Below are 20167 nucleotides of genomic sequence, written 5' to 3' on the forward strand. Positions count from 1 at the left end.
TCCTCATAAATTCACTCGAACTGACATTATCTAATTTGATCGATAAACTCTTGACATGCCTGACCTGGATTTTCTGTTTTCATAAAGTTCTCTCCTATTAAAAAACCATGAAAACCATGTGCTTTTAACCCTGTTATAATTCTTGGGTCTGATATTCCACTTTCCGAAACTTTTACAACTGTATCAGGAATTTGACTAGCTAAATTTATAGAGTGCTCTAAATCGACTTCAAACGTTTTTAAATTTCGATTGTTAATTCCTATAATTTTATGATCCAAGTCTCCAATCTTATCTAAATCTTCCTGTGTATGAATTTCATACAAGACTTCTACTCCTAAATCTGCAGCTAATTGTCCGTAATTTTTTAACTCTAGTGCCGTTAAACAGGTAGCTATTAACAGTACTGCATCAGCACCAATTGCTTTCGCTTCTACTATTTGAAATCCGTCTACAATAAAATCTTTTCTTAAAATTGGTTTTTGTTGGTTAATTACCCTAGCTTCCATCAAATCTGCCATCGTTCCACCAAAAAAAGAAGTGTCAGTTAAGATTGATTGCGCTGCTACATTGGCGTCTAAATATCCGTTTGTCACCTCAGCTACTGTTGCTTTATCATTGATAATTCCTTTAGAAGGTGATTGGCGTTTGAACTCTGCTATAATTCCTGTTGAATACGGTGCTAACAACGATTTTTTTAATGAAAAAGCTTCTCTTTTAAAGTTGGGACTCTCCACCAGTTTTTTAACAGCAACCTCAGCTTTTATTTTTGCTACTTCTTGTTTTTTAAAGGCTATTATTTTATCTAGTATAGTCATTTCAATTATAAATTATGATTTTTTAATTATGAATTACGAATTGTCTTTTGGATACTTCCTATGATTCTAAGTTTTTCCTCTGTATCATTTAAAAATGATTGTGCTGTATCTTTTGAAAGAAAACTAGTGTCTTTTAACAAACGAATCCAATAATGTGTTTCTCTTGCTTCTTTATATGCTATGGTTAGTTTAGCATAAAAATCTTTTCTGCTCTGACCACCAATTGCTTCTTCTATATTCGCTCCAATTGATGTACCTGAACGTAATAATTGTTTACTTAAAACAAACTCCTTTTTCTCTTGTGATAAATGTTTGTACAAGTTCACAATTCTCACAGCAAAATCATAGCTCTTTTCCTGAATAATATTATCCTTCTTCATAATTAACAACTTATAATTCGTAATTACTAATTCGTAATTAATTTATTTAAACATTCTTTCGCTTTTAACCCTAATAACGAATCTTTTGCTTCTTCAAATGCAGTTTCAAAACTCTTATTTTTATCGAAGGTTTTTAAGGCAAATGCCGCGTTAGTTAACACCACATTATTTTGCGCTTCTGTACCTTTTCCTTTAATAATATTTACAAATATATCCGCAGCTTCTTTCACTGTATTTCCTCCAAAAATAGCTGATGGAGCAATTTGTTTTTGCCCTACATCTGATGGAGAAACTTGCTGCTCTGCTTCTTTCGTAAACAACTTAAAGTCTCCTGTTAATGATATTTCGTCGTACCCGTCTAATGCATGCACCACACCATAGTTTACATTTGATTGCTGTAGCATATAATTGTACACTCTAGCAACCTCTAAATTAAACACTCCTACTAACTGATTTTGCGGACAGCTTGGATTTACCAAAGGTCCTAGCATATTGAAAAATGTTTTCACTCCTAATTCTTTTCGAATAGGCGCTACAACTTTCATTGCTGGATGAAATAACGGTGCGTGTAAAAAACAAATGTTTGCTTCATCTAACTGACGTTTCAAGGTGGTTTCATCATTCGTAAAGTTATATCCTAAAAACTCTAACATATTAGAAGAACCCGATGCGGAAGACACCCCATAATTACCGTGTTTTGCAACTTTATGTCCCGTTCCTGCAACAATAAACGAGGTTAGCGTTGAAATGTTGAAGGTGTTTTTTCCATCGCCTCCTGTTCCGCATAAATCAATTGTATTAAAATCCGATAAATCTACTTTTATCGCCAATTCTAATAAAGCTTCTCTAAATCCTGATAACTCGTCTACTGAAACTGGGCGCATTAAAAACACCGTAATAAATGCTGCTATTTGTGAAGCATTGTATTTTTCTTGTGCAATATTTATCAATACCTCTTTCGACTGTGCTTCGGTCAATCGTTTTTGTTCAAATAGTATGTTTAGTATTTTTTTCATGTGAATGGCTTTAAGCTTTTGGCTTTTGACTTTTGGCAAAAGCAATAAAATTCTGAATCATCTTTTTTCCTTCAGGAGTTAAAATACTTTCTGGATGAAACTGTACGGCTTCAATAGCAAATTCTTTATGACGTAATGCCATAATGCTTCCTTCTTCATCAATTGCTGTTATTTCCAATTCCTCTGGAAAATTCGTATGAGAGGCAATCCAAGAATGGTAACGTGCAGCTTCGAAAGTTTCTGGAATATTTTTAAAGGTAATTGCGTTATTTTTAGTTACTTTCATTTCGGTAGCTACTCCGTGAAATACATCGTTCAGGTTTTCTAACTCGCCTCCAAAAACTTCGGTTATAGCCTGCAACCCTAAACATACTCCAAAGATTGGAATCTTGCCTGCATAAGTCTTAATTGTTTCTTTCAAAATACCTGCTTCATCAGGAATTCCGGGACCTGGTGACAGAATAATGGCATCATAGTTTATAATTTCTTCTACTGAAATTTCGTCGTTACGATACACATCAGGCAACTTTCCTGTAATGTCTTCTACATAGTGTACCAAATTATAGGTAAACGAATCGTAATTATCTAATATTAATATCTTCATATTTATAGTATTGAGTATTGAGGTTTGAGTATTGATAAAACATGTATATCCCACATCTAAATACAAACATCTCAATTCTAATTTTATATTTCTTCTGCTAACACCAATGCTTTTTTGAGTGCTGCTAACTTATTATTCACTTCTTGTAGTTCGTTTTCTTCTTTAGAGTTGATTACAATTCCTGCACCAGCTTGATAAAACAAAGTGTTATTTTTACTTACAAAAGAACGAATTGCGATGGCCTGATTTACATTTCCGTTCAGTCCAATAAAACCAACACATCCACCATAAAATCCGCGCGTTTGATTTTCGTACCTATCTATCAACTCCATTGCTTTGTATTTTGGGGCTCCACTTAAGGTTCCTGCCGGAAACGTATCCCCTACAATTTCTATTGGGTTTCCTGTAATCTTTCCCGTCACTGTAGATACCAAGTGAATTACATGACTAAAGTATTGCACTTCTTTATAGGTTTCAACCGTTACATTAGTAGCATGTTTACTTAAATCATTACGTGCTAAATCAACTAGCATTACATGTTCTGCATTTTCTTTTGGGTCATTTGCCAACTCTTTAGCTAACACCCTATCTTTTTCATCATCTCCTGTTCTTCTAAAAGTTCCAGCTATAGGATTGATAATTGCCTGCCCTTCATTTATTTTAATTTGTGCTTCTGGCGAAGACCCCATCAATTTAAAACTTCCATAATCGAAATAAAACAGATATGGTGAAGGGTTTATAGAGCGTAAAGCTCTGTATACATTAAATTCATCTCCTTTAAATTGTTGTTGAAATTGACGTGATAATACCAACTGAAAAACATCTCCTCTTTTACAGTGTTCTTTTGCTTTTGTTACACTTTCTTTAAACTCTTCATCAGTAATATTAGATGTTTCTCCTCCTTCAAAAGCGAAGTCATATTTAGCAAACGATTGAGAATTTACTAAGTTTTCAATTTCTGACAATCGAGATTCTTCTCCTTCTGGAATGTTTTCTATTAAAAGCATTTCATTTTTAAAATGACTGATGGCCACAATAAATCGGAAAAAACTATATTGTAATAAAGGTATTTCTGAAGGAGCCTTATCTGATTTTAACTGAATTGTTTCAAAGTACTGAACAGCATCGAAAGTCGTATAACCATACAATCCATTAAATGATTTTATTTCCTCTGAACAGTCAACCGAAATAACATTACTAAACGCATCAAACTTCTCGTAAAAATTTCTTTGAATAGGTTCTCTTTCTAATTCTTCTTTTCGATACGACAATAACAACTCATCATTTTCTGTTTTGATGGTTACCAACGGTTCTATACACAAAAACGAATAACTATTCTCTTTACTGTGATAATCTGAACTTTCTAACAGTAAACTATTCGCATACTTATCTCTTGTTCTCAAATACAAGCTAACTGGCGTTATCATGTCTGCCAATTGTTTTTTTGCTATTGTTTTAAAGGTAATTTTTTTCATTTTATTTAATATGTAAAAACAAAAAAGGCTTATCATGAGATAAGCCTTTTCGTTGTATTATAGATATAACAGTATGGTCTCACTAACGTAAGTTATGAGTTTTCCACCACCAGTTATTTAATTGTTGTTTTATCATTACAGTACAAATGTATAAAGTGATTTTGATTTTACAAACTTTTCTTTAAAATTATTTATTACAACTAAAAAATAGTAAGTCTATTTGAGTAAATAAACAAAAACAAGTTTCACTTTAACACAAAAAACCAATTAAAACTATTATTTTATAACTATAATTTTATTTTAACTTACAATTAAAAAACATTCTCTTGTTATTTGTACCAGAAATTAACCCAAAAGAATAAAATTTATAAAAAGATATTATTATGTGTGGAATTGTATGTGCATTCGATTTAAAACAACCTTCAGATAAACTAAGACCTCAAATTTTAGAAATGGCAAAGAAAATTCGCCATAGAGGCCCAGATTGGAGCGGAATTTATAGTGATGAAAAAGCAATTATGGCACATGAGCGATTAGCAATTGTTGACCCAGCTTCTGGACAGCAACCTCTGTTTAGCCATGATCGTAGATTTGTGTTAGCCGCTAATGGAGAAATATACAATCATAAAGAGATAAGAAAACAACTTAAGGAGCAACATAAATTTTTAACAAAATCTGATTGTGAGGTTATCTTAGCTTTATACAAAGAAAAAGGGGTAGAATTTTTAGATGATTTGAACGGAATTTTTGGTTTTGCTGTATACGATTCTATAACCGATGAGTATTTAGTAGCTCGTGATCACATGGGAATCATCCCTTTATACATGGGATGGGACAAACATGGCACTTTTTATGTGGCTTCTGAACTAAAAGCATTAGAAGGAGTTTGTAACAAAATTGAAATTTTTCCTCCGGGACACTATTATACACGTGAAGACGGATTACAAAAATGGTATGCTCGTGACTGGATGGAATACGAAGCTGTTAGAGACAACCAAACTTCTATAAATGAAGTGCGCGATGCTTTAGAAGCAGCTGTTCACCGTCAACTTATGAGTGATGTACCATACGGTGTTTTATTATCTGGTGGACTGGACTCCTCTATCACTTCTGCTATTGCAAAAAAATACGCTGCTAAACGTGTAGAATCAGGTGATAAAGATGCTGCTTGGTACCCTCAGCTACATTCGTTTTCAATAGGTTTAGAAGGTTCTCCAGATTTAGTTGCTGCTAAAAAAGTATCGGAATATATTGACACTATTCACCATGAAATAACCTTTACCATTCAGGAAGGCTTAGATGCTATAAAAGATGTTATTTACAACCTAGAAACTTACGATATTACAACGGTTCGTGCCTCTACTCCTATGTATTTAATGGCACGTGTTATTAAATCGATGGGAATAAAAATGGTTTTATCTGGCGAAGGTGCGGATGAGCTTTTTGGAGGGTATTTATACTTCCACAAAGCTCCGAATGCAGAAGAGTTCCACAAAGAAACTGTTAGAAAATTAGACAAGCTATACCAATACGACTGTTTACGTGCTAACAAAAGCTTAATGGCTTGGGGAATTGAAGGTCGTGTTCCTTTTTTAGATAAAGAATTCATGGATATTGCGATGCGTATTAACCCTGAAGATAAAATGATTAACGGGGAACGCATGGAAAAATGGGTATTGCGAAAAGCCTTTGAAAGCTACTTACCTAAAGAAGTCGCTTGGAGACAAAAAGAACAATTCTCAGATGGAGTTGGCTATAATTGGATTGATACCTTAAAAGAAGTTGTAGAAGTAGCTGTTACTGATGAAATGATGGCCAATGCCTCACATCGCTTTCCTACGCAAACACCTAGAGCCAAAGAAGAATACTATTATCGTTCAATATTTGAAGAGCACTTTCCTAGTGAAACTGCTGCCTTAACAGTTCCATCTGTACCTTCAATTGCTTGTAGCACACCTACAGCATTGGCTTGGGATAAAAGTTTTCAAAACCAAAACGAACCATCAGGTAGAGCCATTAAAGCTGTACATGAAGACGCTTACTAAGAAAATTCTTAGTTTTTTTTCAAATTTTAGTTGTGATAAAATCTCGCTTTTGCGGGATTTTTTTGTGTAAAAAAAACTTAAAACTTTGTTAAACTAACTGTCTTTGAATCATTTCTTATAGTAATAAGAACAATTTTAATAACATATTTTTCTTTTTGCTACTAATTTTGTTCTTCTCAAAAACCGAATTATTACTCATACTCCTCGTTTTTTTTTAACAACCACTAAAACTTAGTATTATGAAGAAATTTGTATTTGGTTTACTTTTTCTAGGCTTAACCAACCTAGTACATTCTCAAAGTAATGGCATTGCTAAAAATATTATTTTAGAACCCGTTACTATCAAACCTTTAAACCTAAGCTATCTCAATGAAGTTCAACACAAGGACACTCCTGAACTAGTTAAAAATCTAGAAAATGAAGCGGCTAGATACGACATCACAGAAGACCCTATTTTCGATAGAGAATTTGAAGCTTACGAAGTTATTTTCAAAACAAAAAAAGAAGGAGGAACAACAGGATTAATAACTGCTACTTACGATGCTAATGGTAAAATTATTAGCTCAATTGAACGTTATAAAAATATCCTTTTACCCCAAATAGTTAGAACTGCCATTCTAAAAAAATACCCTGGATGGAAAATACACAAAGATGTATACCTCGTAACCTATAGAAGTAATAGTAAGTCTAAAAAAGTGTTTAAGGTTCAAATTAGAAATGAAGGAAAACGAAAAAACCTAAAACTAGATTACGATGGCAACATTCATTAAAAAATAGGCTGATTTACAACAATATAAAAAAGTATTTTACGAGTGTCGTAAAATACTTTTTTTAAGGTTTTTTCCCCATTTATTAAAAATTTTCCCTCTTTCCATCTAAGTTGATCCCTTATCAAGTTTCTATTTGTTAACTTTACACATGTCTGTTTATTTGATTCAACATATAACCAACAACAACACCGCTATTAATTTAGCTATCTCCTTTTATTCTAAACTACAACAAATCCTTTTAAAAAAATGTATTAACTGCTGGATTGACCATAAAAAAAACAGTGTTTTTTTCTTGATAAAAGCACCGAACAAAAGTTCTATCCAAAAATTGTACTACCAGTCCATCAACCTTCATCCTTATAAAATAACTTCTGTCAACAGCCATTTAGTCTATGCCTTCTTAAAAAGTGCTCAACAACTTAAAGCTATTCAATCCAAATCATTCTATGAACCTCAAAAGTATTCGGTGTACTTTTTAGCTAAGATATTTAACAAAAAAACACTTTTAGTAAATAAGACAAGAACTTGTGAAGCCTTATCATTTAAAAAAGCCATCATTCAAAATTTAATAACTTCTTATAAAGGATACCAAATAGAGGCCAACGAGGAAATTATAGCTTCATTTTACTCTGTCAAAAATGCATTAGGCTGTACTGCTTCTATACTAGACAAGCTCAACAAAAGGGCAGATAACAGTTCTACTAAAATTATCTTGTACACACATTTAAACAATGGCAAAGAAAATACTTCTATTCAAATAACTCCTAAGCTCACAAAACTACTTTATCTAATAAAAAAGAAAGAACCACTCATCGTTTTTTCAAAAACAAGAAACATGCCTCCTTTACTTTCTGGGTTGAAAAAAACCTATTGGTTGACTCCTGAAAAAGAATCTTTCATCCTTTCATTTATAGACATCCTTTCAAAAAATTACCAGAACCCTAAGTTTAACGTTTCTAGTATATGTACTTTAATGATGATGTCTAAAACCAAACTATACAGAAATTGTAAAGACATTACAGGAAAATCGATTAGCCAACTATTAAAAGAATTTAGGCTCTTAAAATCTATAGACTCAATAACAATGAGTTCCTCTGCTATAAGCCAAATTTCAACAGATGTAGGGTTTAATAGCAGTTCCTATTTTTCTAATTGTTTTAAGAAAAAATTTGGCATCTGCCCTAAGGAACTTTCAAAATAAAAAGTTCCTCTAAGCTTCCCTTACAACATACAACTCTCATAGTTTTATTCATAAAAAAAGCACTCTGAAAACTCAGAATGCTCTTTCACTTACTTATCTCTTACCTTTTAATTTGGCGCTACATAAAAAGGAGATAAGTTCACCTTTGCATTTCTTCTAGCTCCGTAGTAATTATAGTAGCTCTTATTTTTTTCAATAGTATAAAAAGAATCTACATAATCATCATTATTCGCATACCAACTGTCTGGCATCGCTTGAATTATTGCTCCAGCAACTTGTCCCAAAACACTAACCCAAGGTTGCGTTGACACTGTTCCAATAATTTGAAAAACACCGTTTACAATAGCAGCAACTAAATCTTTATAATTGGTATTATCATCTTTTTCAAATAACTGAATATTCGCAGCTTGGTACTGATAGTCATCCCAAAATAACAATATTTGATTTGGATAATAATCAGTATCATCATGATCTAAATAATACATAGGTATTATCTTAATTTCAGGATTGTTTTCATCATCTTTAATTCCTGATGTTATTGCATATACCTCAGCGGCACCACTAATCCATGGCTCTTCATCATCATTTAACCTTATCTTATCTAACTTTGTGGTCTCCAAACCTGTATTTCTTGCAGATTTTGCACTTAAATCTAATGAAGAATTTAGGAACCTATTGTTTTGCACTCCACTTTCTTGAAGATACTTATTCATATAAGTCACCTCTTTTTTTAGGGTTTCAAAACCGTCGGTTTCAATAACAATAACTGTTTGACTCGGCGCTTCTTTAGGATCAAGATAAACAACCTCTTTATCGATCGTATAAGCTTCAACTCTCTTCCATGTTTTTTCATCTCCTTCAGGAGCAAAAGAAAACAACACCTCAGAAAAATTCTCTATTCTCTCTCCATTATGCATCCAAACTTCTAAAATCTCTATCTTTTCTGGCGCAGCATCTTTAGACGCCCTCGCTTCCAACATCGTTGTTTTAGACATTAACTTTTTATACGATTCGTCATGACTCACAAACGCAGAAGTTTGGTCTAAAATTCTAGACATCGCTACACTTGGTTGTTGATTATTCAATAACTCAAGCGTCTTCTCTTTAAAATCTTGATTTTTCATCAAATCAATAAACTGAAAAGTAGCTTCCTTCTTATTGACAAAATCAGAAGTTTGCGATTCTGTTAAATTTTCCACGTCAGTTACTAATTCTTCTGAATTGTTACAACCAACAAACAGCATCGAAGCTAATAAAGCTCCTAATAAAATTCGGGGGGTTTTCATTTTTAAAATATTTTATATATTAATACTAATCCCAATATTAGTAAAAAACATAACAAAAACCTTAAAAAATGTTAATTTTTTACAAAAGAAACACAAACATCACATAAACTTTAGTTTATATACATTTTTTTAACATTAAAAAACTCATTTCATAACCTTTCTTTTTTTTAACGCATTTAAAGCCATATAAGCTATTTTGCAAAAGAACGATTAATACCAACCTCTTTTTTACCTTCAAATTCTAATTTAAAAGTGTTTTTAGCCTTTTTAAGAGCTTTTTTATCACTCAAGCAATTGTTGATAAAATATTACAAAAACCGCTTAAAAACTTTATTTTAAGTTTTAAAAATTGTAAATTTGTATGACAACAACAATCGCTTTCCAGCGATTTTTTTTATGATAAAGACTTTAATTTAATTCTCTTTATAATGAGCGAAGAAAAAAAACATAATTATTCAGCCGATAGTATTCAGGCGTTAGAAGGAATGGAGCATGTACGTATGCGTCCTTCCATGTATATTGGAGATGTTGGAGTACGAGGATTGCACCATTTGGTATACGAAGTAGTAGACAACTCTATTGATGAAGCTTTAGCTGGCCACTGTGACACTATTGAAGTTACTATTAATGAAGACAACTCTATTACCACAAAAGATAACGGTCGTGGTATTCCTGTTGGAATTCATAAAAAAGAAGGTGTTTCTGCTCTTGAAGTTGTTATGACCAAAATTGGTGCTGGTGGTAAATTTGACAAAGATTCATATAAAGTTTCTGGTGGACTACACGGGGTTGGGGTTTCTTGTGTTAACGCACTTTCCGATCATTTAACTGCAACCGTACACAAAGAAGGTAAAATTTGGCAACAAGAATACGAAAGAGGTAAAACTTTATACCCTGTAAAAACTATTGGAGATACAGATTTTACTGGAACTATTGTTACGTTTTTACCAGACAAATCTATCTTTCAACAAACAACAGAATACAACTACGATACTTTAGCCACACGTATGCGTGAATTAGCATACTTAAACAAAGGTATCACCATTACATTAACAGATAAACGTAATCAGGACGATGAAGGAAACGATATTTCTGAGGTATTTCATTCAGAAGAAGGTTTATCTGAATTTGTGAAGTTCTTAGATGGAACAAGAACACAAATTATTCAAGATGTAATTTCTATGGAAGGTGAAAAGAATGGCATTCCTGTAGAAGTTGCTATGGTGTACAATGATTCATATGCTGAAAATTTACACTCATACGTAAACAACATTAATACACACGAAGGCGGTACACACCTGTCAGGTTTCCGTCGTGGTTTAACTCATACATTAAAAAAGTATGCCGATGAATCTGGTTTGCTTAAAAATGTAAAATTCGAAATTGCTGGTGATGACTTCCGTGAAGGATTAACAGCAATTGTATCTGTAAAAGTAGCAGAGCCTCAATTCGAAGGTCAAACAAAAACAAAATTAGGTAACCGTGAAGTAAGTGCCGCAGTATCTCAAGCAGTCTCTGAAATGTTAACGGATTACTTAGAAGAAAATCCAAATGACGCTAAAACCATTGTTCAAAAGGTTATTTTAGCTGCGCAAGCACGTCATGCAGCACGTAAAGCTCGTGAAATGGTACAGCGTAAAACAGTAATGAGTATTGGTGGTTTACCTGGTAAACTATCTGACTGTTCTGAAACTGACCCTGCTCAATGTGAAATATTCCTTGTTGAGGGAGACTCGGCAGGTGGTACTGCAAAACAAGGTCGTGATCGTAATTTCCAAGCCATTCTTCCATTAAGAGGTAAAATCTTAAATGTAGAAAAAGCTATGCAACATAAAGTTTTTGAAAATGAAGAAATCAAAAACATGTTTACCGCATTAGGAGTTACAATCGGAACAGAAGACGACCCTCGTGAATTAAACTTGACCAAATTACGTTACCATAAAGTAGTTATTATGTGTGATGCCGATGTAGATGGTTCTCACATTGCTACTTTAATTTTAACATTCTTCTTCCGTTACATGCGTGAAATGGTTGAACAAGGATATATTTACATTGCCACTCCTCCTTTATATTTAGTTAAAAAAGGACAAAAACGCGAGTATGCATGGGATGACAATCAACGTGATTTAATTGCTCAAAAAATGGGTGGGTCAGTCACTATTCAACGTTATAAGGGTCTTGGAGAGATGAACGCAGAACAATTATGGGACACTACCATGAATCCTGAGTTTAGAACACTACGACAAGTTACTATCGATAACTTAACCGAGGCTGATAGAATCTTCTCTATGCTAATGGGTGATGAAGTTCCTCCACGTAGAGATTTTATTGAAAAGAATGCAAAATATGCGAATATTGATGCATAAAATATGTTCTTACCTTTAAAAAAGCTCACTAATATTATTGAGCTTTTTTTTATTTTATATTTTTACTTCTTAAAACAACACCCTCATAATTATGAAAAAAATTCTTTTACCACTTTTAACTTTAATGGTAAGCTTTAGTCTTAAAGCTCAGGAATTAGAAACTATTTTATTAGCAAAAGAAGATGCTAGCAAATTAACGAATGCTTATTTAGATCCTGCTATGAAAGGTTTTATTTATAGCATGAATAATGGTTGGTATCACACTGCTAAAGTTCATAAAAAATTTGGTTTTGATATTTCTATCGGAGCAAATGCATCTTTTATACCTTCGGAAGATGAAATGTTTAATCTAACAAAAATAGGATTATCTAGTAACACTACATACAACCAGAACACTACAGCTACAGTTGCTGGAAGCAATTCTATAACTCCTGCCGAATTAACATACACTACTACTATAGACGGACAACAAGTTGAAGCTAACTTCACAATGCCTGAAGGTATTAAAGAAGATTTACCTGCCAATGCTGTACCTGCTCCATCTGTCCAAGTAGGTTTAGGACTTCCTTTTAAGTTTGAAGCAATGCTTAGATACTCTCCTAAAGTAGGTTCAGATGATGTAAAAGGTGGATTATTTGGTATTGGTGTTAAAAAAGAAATCACTGATTGGTTTGGACCAATGGATAAAACTCCTTTACATGTTTCTTTATTAGCCGCCTACACAAATATGAATGTAGATTACACTATTGGCGATGTAAATGGAGACATTGAAGCTAGAAATGCAATTACTGAATTTAGATTAAACTCATATACTGTTCAAGCTATAGCCTCTTTAAACTTCCCTATAATCAACATTTATGGAGGTATTGGATATAATGGAGGTAACACAAGTTTAGATATGAGAGGTGATAGCTTTTACGCTACTTACACAACCCCATTAGGAACAACTGAGAGAGAGAACCTAGGAACAAATCCATTATCACTAAGCTCTAGCTCTGGTAGTTTTAACACCACATTAGGTGCTCGTTTAAGTTTAGGTTTCTTTAAAATCTTCGGAAGTTACACCTTACAAGAGTATAACTCTGTTAATGCAGGTATTGCTTTTAGCTTTAGATAAGACTCACTTTATAAAATGCATAATAAAAAATCCTATTTTGTAAAATAGGATTTTTTTAATCTCTATATTCGTGACTAATTTTTAATTTAACAAAATTTTAACCTCTTAATTTTTAAGTGTTATGAAAACAAAATTATTCTTATTATTTCTATTAACTTCTATGTTCGTTTCCGCTCAAAACGAAATTTGGAAAAAAGATCTTAAGAAAGAACTTTATCAAGTTGGATGGATTAAACAAACTAGTGACGGTAATATTATAGCTTCTGGAGCAAAAGGGCTATTAGCCATGAATAATAATACAGGAGAAATTCTATGGCACAATAAAGAATTAAAAGCGGTTGACAAAAACACTTTTTTAAACATCGATGGCTTACCATTCTTCTACGTTGAATATGCTCCTATAGTAGGAAAAGTTAGAGGAATTATACTTAATTCTAGCAACGGTGAAATTGTTTTCGACACTAAGGATAAAGGTTACAGAATTAAAGACTACACCTTACTTCAAGACAAAGGAATAATTCTATTTGAATTACTTGATAATAAAAAACAAAAACTTATGAATTTCGATTTAGTTAAAAGCCAACTAAATTGGATTATTGACCTAGGGGAAGTTGGTAATATTTTCAAAAAACTAGCAGGTAGTTCATTTATTAATCATGGGCCTTTTTTCACCTCTTCTAATAACTTAGTTATTGGTATTAAAGACAAAATTTTTGCTATTAACTTCTCTAACGGAGAAATTGTATGGAAACATAAAACTAAAAAGAAAGTTAATGCTCTAGTATACTCAGAAAAAAACAACAACCTATATGTTGGTATAAAAAAATCTAGCAAATTACTAGTGTTAAACCCAGACACTGGTGCAGACATAACCCCTGGTAAATTAAAATTAAGAGGAGAATTAATAGACGTTACATCTAATAGTAATGGTGATTTAATTTTAGTAGAAACAGAAGGTTTTAACATTATAAACCCTGAAACTAATTTATTTAAATGGAAGAAAAGCTTTAAAATAGATTATTTAAATGAGGTAATACCTCATGAAAAAGGTTTTATAGCTATTGGAAAAGACGAAAAGAAAGGATCTATTGCTCTAGTTTCACCCGAAGGTAAAAAAATATGGAACACTAACGTTAATGGATATGCTTACTACATAACCCCTACTGAAAAAGGAGTTTTATACATTTCAACTGAGAGGTCTAATATTTTAGACTACGAAAAAGGAAAAGACGTTTGGAGAAGAGATGTAAAGTTCAAATCAATTCCTGCTGTCACCTATGATGAAAATGAAAACAAAGTGATTCTTTTTGAAAATAGAAAAGGATATAAATTCGATTTAGAATCAGGTGAAATTAATCAGTTTGCTGATGATATTAGACTAGAAGAAGTAAAAAGAAAAACTCCTTTAGTTGCTGAATATATAAAAGGAGAAGGATATTTATTATACACCGACCAACACATCTCTTTATTAAAACCTGATGGAACAATTAAATATTCTAATTACTACAAACCTGCCTCTTCAATACAAGGATTAACTAGAGTAGCACAACTTGGTCTGGCGTTTGCTGGTGTTGATTTTGACATACAAGGCTCTTTAGATAACATTGAAATGTTGAATGATCTATCAAACGGAGCTTATAGAACTTCAAAAGACCAAACTGATGGAACTTCTGAAACTTCTCAAATAGCAGGTTTATATGTAGGAACTGGTGATGGAAATATGCACGAAATTTTTAATATAACTTCAAAACGTTTTTACAATTCAAAAATTACTAAAGGAAGCCAATTTATTGTTACAAAAGTAAAAAGACAAGACCTTCCATCAATTCATAAAATTATTAAGGTTGATAAGAAAACTGGTACCATTGATAAAGAAATAGACCTATTAGACAAAACACCAAACTACGTGATAGACAAAGTAGATAATATGGTATTTATCAACGAAAACAATACATTAATATCTGCTCACAAATTTTAATCAAAATCTAAGTATAAATAACCTAAAAAAGCTTCCTTAAATTTAAGGAAGCTTTTCTTTTATATCCATAGCCAAATCGCTATTTTTGTGCATCTTGTGCGGATTCCGCACTTATAAACATAATTAATTACAAAAAACATATATAAAATGAAAGTAACGGTTGTAGGAGCAGGTGCTGTAGGTGCAAGTTGTGCTGAGTACATTGCTATTAAAAATTTCGCTTCTGAAGTTGTTTTAGTTGATATTAAAGAAGGTTTTGCTGAAGGTAAAGCAATGGACTTAATGCAAACTGCTTCTTTAAATGGTTTTGACACTAAAATTACAGGAACAACAGGAGATTATAGCAAGACTGCTGGATCAGACATCTGTGTAATTACTTCAGGTATTGCTCGTAAACCAGGAATGTCTCGTGATGAGTTATTAGGAATCAATGCTGGTATCGTAAAATCAGTAGCTGCTAGCTTAGTTGAGCAATCTCCTAATACAATCATCATCGTAGTATCTAACCCAATGGATACAATGACGTATTTAGTACACAAAGCGACTGGATTACCTAAAAACAGAATTATTGGTATGGGTGGTGCCTTAGACTCTGCTCGTTTCAAATATCGTTTAGCAGAAGCTTTAGAAGCTCCTATTTCTGATGTTGACGGAATGGTTATTGGTGGCCACTCTGACAAAGGAATGGTACCTTTAACGCGTTTAGCTACTCGTAACTCTGTACCTGTATCTGAATTCTTATCAGCAGAAAGATTAGAGCAAGTAAAACAAGATACTAAAGTTGGTGGTGCTACCCTTACTGGTTTATTAGGTACTTCTGCTTGGTATGCTCCAGGTGCTGCTGTATCTGGATTAGTACAAGCTATTGCTTGTGACCAAAAGAAAATCTATCCTTGTTCAGCTTTGTTAGAAGGAGAATACGGTTTAACTGATTTATGCATTGGTGTACCAGTAGTATTAGGTAAAAACGGAATAGAAAAAATCGTTGAAATTAACTTAAGCGAAGAAGAAAAAGCAGCTTTAACTTCTTCAGCTGAAGCCGTTAAAAACAACAACACTGCTTTAACTTTCTAAGAAGTTAACAGTCTCAAATATTTAAAAACCTGAGTAATAAAATTACTCAGGTTTTTTTTATAAACTTTTGTTAAAATTCCAATTACTGTGTAAGATTTTGCCCATCTGGGCGTCTTTATAATAGAGAAGCATTAGTAGTGTTTCTTTTCATAGTTTTTCATAGCAATTTTCCCACTTCATTCTTGAAGTGGGTTTGTTTTTATATACTATACTGCTTGCTGTACCACTTCAAACAATTCCCCTCCCTCACATTTAATCACCTTCTGTTTAAATTTCACAATTAATTGATAATCGTGCGTTGCCATAAGAATCGTTTTTCCACTTTGATGAATTTCATTCAATAACTCCATCACCTCTAATGACGTTTTAGGATCTAAGTTCCCAGTTGGCTCATCTGCTAAAATTAACTCAGGATCATTTAATAACGCTCTGGCAATTGCTACACGCTGCTGCTCTCCTCCCGACAGTTCAAAAGTTTTTTTATAGTATTTCTCCTTCATCCCTACCTTATCTAAAACTTCATGAATTTTATCTTTCATTTCATTTTTATCTTTCCAACCAGTAGCTTTTAATACAAATTCTAAATTCTCATAAACATTCCTATCGTTTAACAATTTAAAATCCTGGAAAACAATCCCTAGTTTTCTTCTTAAAAAAGGAATATCCTTTTCTTTCATTTTCTTTAAATCGAAATCAACGATACTTCCTAAACCACGTTGTAAACGTAAATCTCCATACAAGGTTTTTAACAAACTACTTTTTCCACTTCCTGTTTTTCCGATTAAATAATAAAAATCACCTTTATTCAGGGTAAAATTTACTTTTGACAATACTAAATTGTCTTGTTGATAAATATCTGCGTTTTCAAGGTGTAAAACAGGATTTTCCATGGAATGTAGTTTTTTACAAATCTAAAATTTTATAACGTAATTCTGTAACATTTCTTACTTTTGATAAAAAGTCTCCCAACAAAAATAAAAAACTAACGTTATAGTTTCTAGATAACTAAAAAATATGAGATTTAACTGTTTCAAAAAAAGCTGCTACTTATTTCTTTTTTTAACCATTACAACAGCGGTAATAGCGCAAGAATCGGCTATAAACACTGATGCAAATGCCGATTTTCATAAAGCAATACGTTTATACAACAATAAAGCATATGCTGCTTCACAAGAACTTTTCCGTGAAGTTTCTGTAAACTCTGAAAAGCATCATAATTTAAAAGCTGATGCTGACTATTACGATGCTATGTGCGCAATAAAATTACAGCAAGATGATGCTGATGATAGAGTTAATCAATTCGTTCAAAACTACCCGTACAACAATAAAAAAGAGAAGGCTTTTTTAAATGTTGGTAATTATTATTTTGCCAACAGAAAAGCGGCACACGCCTTAAAATGGTATCAAAAAGTAAATGAAAAGCTATTGAGTCTGGAAGAAAAAAATGAACTCAATTATAAAATGGGGTATGCCCTATTGGTTTCTAATTACTTAAGAGATGCCAAATCCCGCTTTCAAACCCTGTTAGGAAATCCTATTTATGGTAACGACGCTCGTTATTACTACGGATACATTGCCTACAAGCAAGAAAATTTTGGAGAAGCTGAAGACAATTTAAGTCAACTAGCAAACGATGCTACTTACCAAGCAAAAGCAAACTACTATATATTAGATATTAGTTTTAAAGCTGGAAGATTTGATAAATCAATTCAAATTGGAGAGCAATTATTAACAACTACAAAAGACCCAAAAGAAACTTCAGAAATTTCTAAAATTGTTGGGGAAAGTTATTTCAATCTAAAAAAATACGAAGAAGCTATTCCTTATTTAAAAGAATATAAAGGTAAAAATGGTCGTTGGACAAATACCGATTACTATTATTTAGGCTATGCTTACTATCAACAAAAAGACTACGAAACTGCTATTAGCAACTTTAATAAAATTATAGGGGGAAATAATAAAGTAGCGCAAAATGCTTATTACCATTTAGGAGAATGTTATTTAGAACTAGATAAAAAACCAGAAGCTTTAAACGCCTTCAAGAATGCTAGTGAAATGGATTTCGATGCTCAAATTACTCAAAGCTCTTCTTTAAATTACGCAAAATTAAGTTACGAAGAAGGGAACCCCTACGAAAGTGTTCCTGATGTTTTAAAAGGCTTCTTAGCGAAATACCCAACCTCTCCAAATGCTGCTGAAATTAGTAATTTGTTAGTGACCTCATACTTACACCAACGAGATTATCAAGGTGCTTTGGATTTTTTAAGCACTTCAGAGACTCCAGAAAGTAAAAGTATTATCAATGAAGTTTCTTTATACAGAGGTATTCAATTATACAACGAAACTAAAATAACAGAAGCCAAACCATACTTTATAAATGCAACGCAATCAGAAAATACTATTGTGAGCAATAAAGGGGCATATTGGTTAGCTGAAACCGAATATTCTTTGGGAAATTATCAAAATGCCCTTAAACACTTCTTATCGGTTACTGATAAAGAGATTAACGAAGCTAAGATGCTAAATTACCAAATTGGGTACACCAACTTCAAACTAAAAAGTTATCCTAATGCTGCAAAATACTTTCAGCAATTTTTAGAACAAAATTTGGATGACAACGATTTAAATGATGATGCTTCTAATCGTTTGGGAGATTCTTTTTATGCTTCGAAAAGCTACACAAACGCTATTAAAGCTTATAATAAAGTAATTCAAGAAGGTGGTGTAGGGGCTGATTATGCGCAATATCAAACAGCTATGAGTAATGGCTTTTTAGGTAAGAATGATGCTAAAGCCCAAGAACTTGAAACTTTAATTAGTAATTATGAAGGTTCTCAATTAAAAGATGATGCTTTATTTCAGTTAGCAACCACGTACACCACCATGAATAATGCGTCAAAGGCACAAAAAACTTACGAACGTTTATTAAAGAACCACCCAAAAAGCAACTACATTCCAAATGTATTATTACGCCAAGGGTTACTGTATTATAGCAACAACAATAACAGAAAAGCTATTGAAAAATATAAAGAAGTAGTTGCTAAACATCCAAATTCTAACGAAGCAAAACAAGCAGTAACCAACGTTAAAAATGTATACATCGATATTGGTAAAGTAGATGAATATGCCACTTGGGTTAAAAACATCCCTTTTGCTAATGTTACCAATGTAGAATTAGACAACGCCACTTATCAATCTGCTGAAAATAAGTTCCTAGAGAACAACAACACTAAGGCTATTGAAGGTTTCAATAAATACTTACAACAATTCCCTAATGGAATTAACGTATTAAAATCTCATTTTTACTTAGCTCAAGCGTATAACAACACAAAGTTATTTGATAAAGCTATTCCTCACTACACATACGTAAACAAGCAAACTAAAAGTGAGTTTACAGAAGAATCTTTAACCAAGTTAGCTAACATTTATTTACAAAAAGAAGATTGGAGCAACGGTATTTTAGTCCTACAACAATTAGAAAAAGAAGCTAACTATCCGCAAAACATCATTTTTGCTCAAAGTAATTTAATGAAAGGATACTATAAAAAAGAGGCTTATAGTAATGCTATCAACTATGCAGAAAAAGTGTTAACAAAAGGAAAAATAGATACTAATATTGCTGAAGATGCTAAAATTATTTTAGCACGCTCTTCTTTCAAAAACAATGATTTTTTAACTGCTGAAGAATATTTTAATGAAGCTAGTAAAAAAGCTACCGGTGAACTGAAAGCTGAATGTTTATATTACAATGCTTTCTTTTTACATGAGAATAAAGAATACGAAGCATCTACTAAAGCTGTACAAGATTTAATTGCTAACTACTCATCATATAAGTACTGGGGAGTTAAAAGTTATATAATTATGGCAAAAAATTATTACGCTTTAAAAGATGCCTACCAAGCAACATATATCTTGGAGAACATCATCAAAAACTTTACACAGTATAAAGATGTAATTGAGGAAGCAAAAAACGAGCTTCGTACCATTAAAAATAAAGAAGCAAAAACAAACGAATCAGTAACTACCCAAAACTAAAATTT

General features: G+C 32.5%; 15 protein-coding genes. 8 read left to right on the forward strand and 7 right to left on the reverse strand.

Features of this window, described 5'->3' with window-relative positions:
- Positions 1-26: 26 nt before the first annotated feature.
- From trpC to ACN0WY_RS01670, 5 genes are all read right to left on the reverse strand, one after another.
- Entirely contained in the window at positions 27-815 is a 789-nt protein-coding gene (gene trpC / locus ACN0WY_RS01650) for an indole-3-glycerol phosphate synthase TrpC (protein ID WP_417799337.1), read from the reverse strand.
- A 26-nt stretch (positions 816-841) separates the two neighbouring features.
- Positions 842-1195 carry a four helix bundle protein gene (locus ACN0WY_RS01655; protein ID WP_417799338.1) on the reverse strand — a complete coding sequence of 118 codons (354 nt, stop codon included), beginning with the start codon at positions 1193-1195 and terminating at the stop codon, positions 842-844.
- Positions 1196-1221: 26 nt separating this feature from the next.
- Positions 1222-2211 carry an anthranilate phosphoribosyltransferase gene (gene trpD, locus ACN0WY_RS01660; RefSeq protein WP_330487438.1) on the reverse strand — a complete coding sequence of 330 codons (990 nt, stop codon included), beginning with the start codon at positions 2209-2211 and terminating at the stop codon, positions 1222-1224.
- A 10-nt stretch (positions 2212-2221) separates the two neighbouring features.
- The gene (locus tag ACN0WY_RS01665) at positions 2222-2815 is read right to left on the reverse strand and encodes an anthranilate synthase component II (RefSeq protein ID WP_417799339.1); all 594 of its coding nucleotides are present in this window, start codon (positions 2813-2815) and stop codon (positions 2222-2224) included.
- A gap of 83 nt (positions 2816-2898) precedes the next feature.
- Positions 2899-4290 (reverse strand): anthranilate synthase component I family protein, encoded by a 1392-nt coding sequence (locus ACN0WY_RS01670; RefSeq protein ID WP_417799340.1) that lies wholly within the window; start codon positions 4288-4290, stop codon positions 2899-2901.
- Positions 4291-4673: 383 nt separating this feature from the next.
- On the opposite strand from ACN0WY_RS01670, the gene asnB reads away from it, so the two are divergent.
- The 3 genes from asnB (at position 4674) to ACN0WY_RS01685 (ending at position 8306) form a co-directional block, all read left to right on the forward strand.
- On the forward strand, positions 4674-6335 hold the full coding sequence (gene asnB, locus ACN0WY_RS01675) for an asparagine synthase B (protein WP_417799341.1): 1662 nt from the start codon (positions 4674-4676) through the stop codon (positions 6333-6335).
- A 239-nt stretch (positions 6336-6574) separates the two neighbouring features.
- The gene (locus ACN0WY_RS01680) at positions 6575-7105 is read left to right on the forward strand and encodes a hypothetical protein (protein ID WP_330487442.1); all 531 of its coding nucleotides are present in this window, start codon (positions 6575-6577) and stop codon (positions 7103-7105) included.
- A 148-nt stretch (positions 7106-7253) separates the two neighbouring features.
- Positions 7254-8306 (forward strand): helix-turn-helix domain-containing protein, encoded by a 1053-nt coding sequence (locus ACN0WY_RS01685; RefSeq protein ID WP_417799342.1) that lies wholly within the window; start codon positions 7254-7256, stop codon positions 8304-8306.
- Between the two features lie 107 nt (positions 8307-8413).
- Here the strand turns inward: ACN0WY_RS01685 and ACN0WY_RS01690 are convergent, their stop codons facing one another.
- Positions 8414-9592, reverse strand: a complete 1179-nt coding sequence (locus ACN0WY_RS01690) for a DUF3103 family protein (RefSeq protein WP_330487444.1) — start codon at positions 9590-9592, stop codon at positions 8414-8416.
- A gap of 428 nt (positions 9593-10020) precedes the next feature.
- On the opposite strand from ACN0WY_RS01690, the gene gyrB reads away from it, so the two are divergent.
- From gyrB to mdh, 4 genes are all read left to right on the forward strand, one after another.
- Positions 10021-11958 carry a DNA topoisomerase (ATP-hydrolyzing) subunit B gene (gene gyrB, locus ACN0WY_RS01695; RefSeq protein ID WP_330487445.1) on the forward strand — a complete coding sequence of 646 codons (1938 nt, stop codon included), beginning with the start codon at positions 10021-10023 and terminating at the stop codon, positions 11956-11958.
- 91 nt (positions 11959-12049) lie between these two features.
- The gene (locus ACN0WY_RS01700; RefSeq protein ID WP_417799343.1) at positions 12050-13075 is read left to right on the forward strand and encodes a DUF6588 family protein; all 1026 of its coding nucleotides are present in this window, start codon (positions 12050-12052) and stop codon (positions 13073-13075) included.
- 121 nt (positions 13076-13196) lie between these two features.
- A complete protein-coding gene (locus ACN0WY_RS01705; RefSeq protein ID WP_417799344.1) occupies positions 13197-15053 on the forward strand; it encodes a hypothetical protein in 1857 nt (618 codons plus the stop codon).
- 147 nt (positions 15054-15200) lie between these two features.
- Entirely contained in the window at positions 15201-16127 is a 927-nt protein-coding gene (gene mdh, locus ACN0WY_RS01710) for a malate dehydrogenase (RefSeq protein ID WP_417799345.1), read from the forward strand.
- A gap of 206 nt (positions 16128-16333) precedes the next feature.
- On the opposite strand, the gene ACN0WY_RS01715 is transcribed toward mdh, so the two are convergent.
- A complete protein-coding gene (locus ACN0WY_RS01715) occupies positions 16334-17017 on the reverse strand; it encodes a cell division ATP-binding protein FtsE (protein ID WP_330487449.1) in 684 nt (227 codons plus the stop codon).
- Positions 17018-17141: 124 nt separating this feature from the next.
- Between ACN0WY_RS01715 and ACN0WY_RS01720 the strand changes: the two genes are divergently transcribed.
- A complete protein-coding gene (locus ACN0WY_RS01720) occupies positions 17142-20162 on the forward strand; it encodes a tetratricopeptide repeat protein (RefSeq protein ID WP_417799346.1) in 3021 nt (1006 codons plus the stop codon).
- Positions 20163-20167: the final 5 nt, after the last annotated feature.

It is taken from the genome of Tenacibaculum sp. (assembly GCF_048269885.1).
GTDB lineage: Bacteria > Bacteroidota > Bacteroidia > Flavobacteriales > Flavobacteriaceae > Polaribacter.